This window comes from Cryobacterium sp. 10I1 (assembly GCF_035019805.1).
In the GTDB taxonomy this organism is placed as follows: domain Bacteria; phylum Actinomycetota; class Actinomycetes; order Actinomycetales; family Microbacteriaceae; genus Cryobacterium; species Cryobacterium glucosi.
In genome coordinates, this window is the sequence record NZ_JASJVF010000252.1 from 1 (window position 1) to 4,534 (window position 4,534).

At 70.5% G+C, this 4,534-nt stretch carries 4 protein-coding genes and 1 pseudogene; 2 read left to right on the top strand and 3 right to left on the bottom strand.

The annotated features are described in order from the left end of the window. Positions 1-2: 2 nt before the first annotated feature. The 3 genes from QN345_RS15845 to QN345_RS15855 form a co-directional block, all read right to left on the bottom strand. Positions 3-1,682: a DEAD/DEAH box helicase gene (locus QN345_RS15845; protein ID WP_322189275.1), complete on the bottom strand. Its 1,680-nt coding sequence runs from the start codon at positions 1,680-1,682 to the stop codon at positions 3-5. Between the two features lie 290 nt (positions 1,683-1,972). After that, complete coding sequence (locus QN345_RS15850) at positions 1,973-2,611, bottom strand: DUF1684 domain-containing protein (protein WP_134560823.1); 639 nt, start codon at positions 2,609-2,611, stop codon at positions 1,973-1,975. Beyond that, on the bottom strand, positions 2,608-3,171 hold the full coding sequence (locus QN345_RS15855) for a hypothetical protein (protein ID WP_322136572.1): 564 nt from the start codon (positions 3,169-3,171) through the stop codon (positions 2,608-2,610). Before QN345_RS15855 ends, QN345_RS15850 begins: the two co-directional genes overlap by 4 nt. Before the next feature lie 42 nt (positions 3,172-3,213). Here QN345_RS15855 and QN345_RS15860 point away from each other — a divergent pair, with 42 nt between their 5' ends. Both QN345_RS15860 and QN345_RS15865 read left to right on the top strand, forming a co-directional pair. Next, complete coding sequence (locus QN345_RS15860; protein ID WP_241984918.1) at positions 3,214-3,648, top strand: EVE domain-containing protein; 435 nt, start codon at positions 3,214-3,216, stop codon at positions 3,646-3,648. A 65-nt stretch (positions 3,649-3,713) separates the two neighbouring features. Then, positions 3,714-4,534 (top strand): annotated as a pseudogene (locus tag QN345_RS15865) (hypothetical protein); the annotation flags it as partial.

Consider the following 4,534-nt stretch of genomic DNA (forward strand, 5'->3'; position numbering starts at 1 on the left):
GCTTAGCCCTGCGCGCGGCGCGGCGCCGAGCGACGGGCGCCGCCGGCTCCCGAGCCGGATCCGCGGACGAGTCCGCCGACCTGGATGCCGCCGGAGCGACCGGAGCCCTGCGGGGCGTGGCTGCGACCGGATGCCGCCGGGCGGCCAGAGTGCTCCTGGCGTGCTCCGCCGGCCGAGGCGGCGTCGTTGCTGCGGCTGCCGCGGTTGCCGCGAACGGGCGCGGTGCTGGCGCCTTCGCGGTCGTCACGGCCGCGCGAGCGCTGCCCGTCGGACGAGCGCGAGGTGTCGGATGACGACGAGGAGGCGTAGGAACGGCTGCCGCCCTGCGAGCGTCCGCCGTCTGAGGACGAGGAACGACCGCCCTGCGAGCGACCACCCTCGGAACGGCCGCCCTGCGAGCGACCGCCTTCGGAACGGCCGCCCTGCGAGCGACCGCCCTGCGAGCGACCGCCCTGGGACTGGCGCTGCTGCTGCGGCTGCTCGGTGCGCGACGCCGGCTTGACGTATGCGGCGACCTCGCCGACGAGGGCGGCGACGGCGGGGGAGTCCGCGGTCACCCGCTGCGGGGTCACCTTGATGGCGGCCTTGCGCAGCAGGTCTGCGGTGTCGCGACGCTGCTCCGGGAGCACGAGGGTGACGACGTCACCGGCGTGCCCGGCCCGGGCGGTGCGGCCGGAGCGGTGCGTGTACGCCTTGTGCTCTGCCGGCGGGTCGACGTGGATGACGAGTTCGATGTCGTCGACGTGCACGCCGCGAGCGGCGACATCCGTTGCGACGAGCACGCTCACGTCACCGTTGCTGAACGCGGCGAGGTTGCGGTCACGGGCGACCTGCGAGAGGTTGCCGTGCAGGTCGACCGAGGGGATGCCCGCCTCGGTGAGCGCCTTGGCGAGCTTCTTGGCGTGGTGCTTGGTGCGCATGAAGAGGATGCGGCGTCCGGTTCCGGAGGCCAGCTTCTCGATCAGGGCCTTCTTCTGTTCGGCGTTGTCGATCTCGAAGACGTGGTGCGTCATCGCGGAGACGATGCTGTTCGAGTCGTCGACCGAGTGCAGGACCTCGTTGTGGAGGAACTTGCGGACGATCTTGTCGACGCCGTTGTCCAGGGTGGCCGAGAACAGCAGGCGCTGGCCGCCGTTCGGCGTCTTGTCGAGGATGCGGGTGACGACGGGGAGGAAGCCGAGGTCGGCCATGTGGTCGGCCTCGTCGAGCACGGTGATCTCGACGGAGTCGAGGTTGACGTAGCCCTGCTTCATCAGGTCTTCGAGGCGTCCGGGGCAGGCGACGACGATGTCGACGCCGGCCTTGAGCGCGGAGACCTGACGGCCCTGGGAGACGCCGCCGAAGATGGTGGTCGTGTTGAGGCCGTACGCCTCGGCGAAGGGGGTCAGTGCGGTGGTGATCTGGGTGGCGAGCTCGCGGGTCGGCGCGAGGATCAGGCCGAGCGGGCGGCCCGGGCGACGCTTGCCGCCGGCGAGCTTGCCGCCGAGGCGCGCGGCCATCGGGATGGCGAACGCGAGGGTCTTGCCGGAGCCGGTCTTGCCGCGACCGAGCACGTCCCGGCCCTTGAGGGTGTCGGGGAGGGTGTCGACCTGGATCGGGAAGGGGCTGTCGATTCCCTGCGCCGTGAGGACGGCAACGAGGGGAGCCGGCACGCCAAGCGCGCCGAAGGAAGTTTCAGACAAAGTGGTGCCTTTCAGGCATCAGAGCCCTCCATCGAACCGTGTGCGCACCCCGAGTGAGGGAATGCAGGCTTCGGAGCCAGGAGGATTCACATGGCGAAGGTGCCAATGGGCACATCCGTTCGCCGTAAGAATGTTCATTCGCAATATGCGCTCGGCCCACCAGGCAGGTGTGCCGCCGCAACAAGAAGAGGGCGTTCTACGACGCAGCGAGCGCAGCGATGCATTCGCAAGTGGTTTCAGTCTAGCGGATGCTGTCAAGCACCCTCCGAGGAACCCCCGCTCGGTGCGTTCTAGTCGCGGTCGCCGGTGTAGAACTCGCCGACGGGTACGTCCACCGCGACCGTGTTGCCGGCTTGCGCGAGCGGGCACGCCCACATCGGGTCGTAGGCGCAGGACGGGTTGTATGCGAAATTGAAGTCGAGGATCAGGGTGTCGTCGCCGACCCCCGGTCCGAGGTCTGCACCCTTGATCGTGTCGAGCAGGTAGCGCCCGCCGCCGTAGGTTCCGCCGGGTCGTCCGGCGAGACCGTCCTTGAGCGGCAGGAACAGGCCGCCGCCGTAGCTGCCCAGTCGCCACAGGTCGATCGGGCCGAGGTAGGGCAGCCGCACGATGCCGACCAGGTCGAACGGCACGGTGCCGTCCGTCCCGGTCTCGACCGCGATCCGGTGCGGCTCCGGCGCCCGGTGCACCTCGACCTCGAAACGCCAGTCCGGGTCGTACGGCGCGACTGTGAGCCCCGTGAACGCGGACCGATCGTCGGGCAGCAGCGGAGACGACGGATGCCCCGCGAACAGGTCGTCGCGCCCGCTCCGCCAGAGCTCGTGCCCCGCCGCAGGGTTCTGCACGCTCAGCTGGCGCACGCCCGCATACAGTCCGGTCACGCGGCGGCGCCAGTCGGCGAGCTGCAGGGCGCCCAGCGTCGAACTCATGCCGACACCTCCGTCGGCGCAGAATCCCCGTCGGATTCGTCAGGGGCAGCGGATGCGGCGTCGACCGCGTCGACGCCCACGTCGAAACGCCAGGTCGGGGCCAGCCGCTTGAGCTGCAGCATCCGCCACTGCCACATCGCCCAGAACACCGGCCAGCTCGGCAGGGTGAGCGCGCCGGTGCGGAAGACGAGCTGGTCGCGGTAGAGCGTCTTGCCGGTGCCGGCCGGGTCTGCCGACACCGCCATCCGGTGGTCCCAGAGCGTCACGGCCTCGAGGGCGCCGGAGACGCCCCGGCCGGTGTCGCGCACGATGCGCACGCCGTCGCGCCGCTCGGTAGACATCTGCAGCCGGATCACCTGCTTGCCCATCGGCAGGAGGCCGAGCGCGCTCAGCTCGACCGGGTGCTCGCCGGGCTCCCAGATCGAGGGGAAGCCGTCGGCCTCGAGCGACTCCACGCTGATGAGGGGCGAACTCACCTCGCGGAAGACGGCGGGGCTCTGCAGGGCGCGCCACGCGGCATCCGGCGGGCAATCGAGGATTTCTTTCAGGAGAACACGCATGCCCCCAGTCTGTGGCGCTGGGGCATGCAGTACAACTGAGGAGTGGCAATTCGGTACTGGCTCGGGGTCGCGCAGCGCGATAACGTGCAGCGGGGCGTCGCCATGGGCTTCGCGCAGGCCGGCTACCGGCTGCGCACCACGCTCGAGGGCATGCGGGAGAGCGACGGCGTCGTGTACTACTCGCCGAAGACCGCCGTCGAGGGCGAGCTGCTGCGCGAGTTCACCGCGATCGGGTTCGTCGCCGAGGGGAACGCGTACGAATTCCGGAGCCCGGAGACGCCCTCCGGCACCTATGTGCCGTGGCGGCGGCGCATCGACTACGACACGGATGCCGTCAGCACGTCGATCCGCCCGCTCCTGAACGTGCTCGAGTTCACCCGGGAGGATCCCGACTGGGGCTACCAGCTCCGCCGGGGGCTGCTCGAGATCTCCCGGCACGACTACGACGTGATCCGGCGGCAGATGCGCCGCATGTAGGCGCCGGCACGGCATGTTCACGGGTGCTCCCGCTCGCCCCAGCCGCGTTGATTAGACTCGCGGCTATGACTGGCGATCTCTGGTGGGTGCCCTCGGCCATACTTCTCGCGTTCGTGGTCCTCGGGGTGACCCTCGTCGTCGCATCCGCTCGTCGTCGTCGCCGCGACCGCGAACAGGCCGAAGCTGCGGTGGTCGCCGAACGCGCACGCGCCGCAGCGATCTCCCTGGTGCGGGCCGATGACCAGGTCGGCGCCGCGACCGACGAACTCGGGTTCGCGGTCGCCCAGTTCGGCGAGGCGGCGACCCGGGACTTCGCCGCGGCCCTCGAAATCTCCCGCCGCCAGCTGCGCGATGCCTTCGCCCTGCAGCAGAAGCTCGACGACAGTGTTCCGGACACCGAGTCCGAACGCCGACGCTGGACCGAGCAGATCATCGCGCTCGCCGCTGAGGCGACGACCCGCCTCGCCGAACAGGACCGCGCCTTCACCGCCCGCCGAGGCCGCGAGCGCGACGCCCCGCTCCTCCTCGAGCAGCTCACCCGGCGCGTGGATCGGGTGACCGATCGGGTCGCAGCGGGCGCGGCGAGTATCGACAGGCTCCGGCTCAGTTACGCCCCCACCGCGCTCGCCGCGTTCAGCGGCAACGTGGCCGAGGCCCGCACAGCCCTCGGACAGGCGAAACAGGCCACGGATGCCGCCGCCGCTCATCTCGCGGCCGTCCCCGGCTACCCGATCGGCGATGAGCTCTCGGCAGCGGAGCTCGGGCTCTTCCATGCCGGCAAGCTCCTCGACGCGATCGAGACCGGAGAGGACCAGCTCCACATCGGCTATGCGACCCTCAGCGCCGCACTCGACTCCGCGGACGCCGAGATATCCGAGGCGCGCAC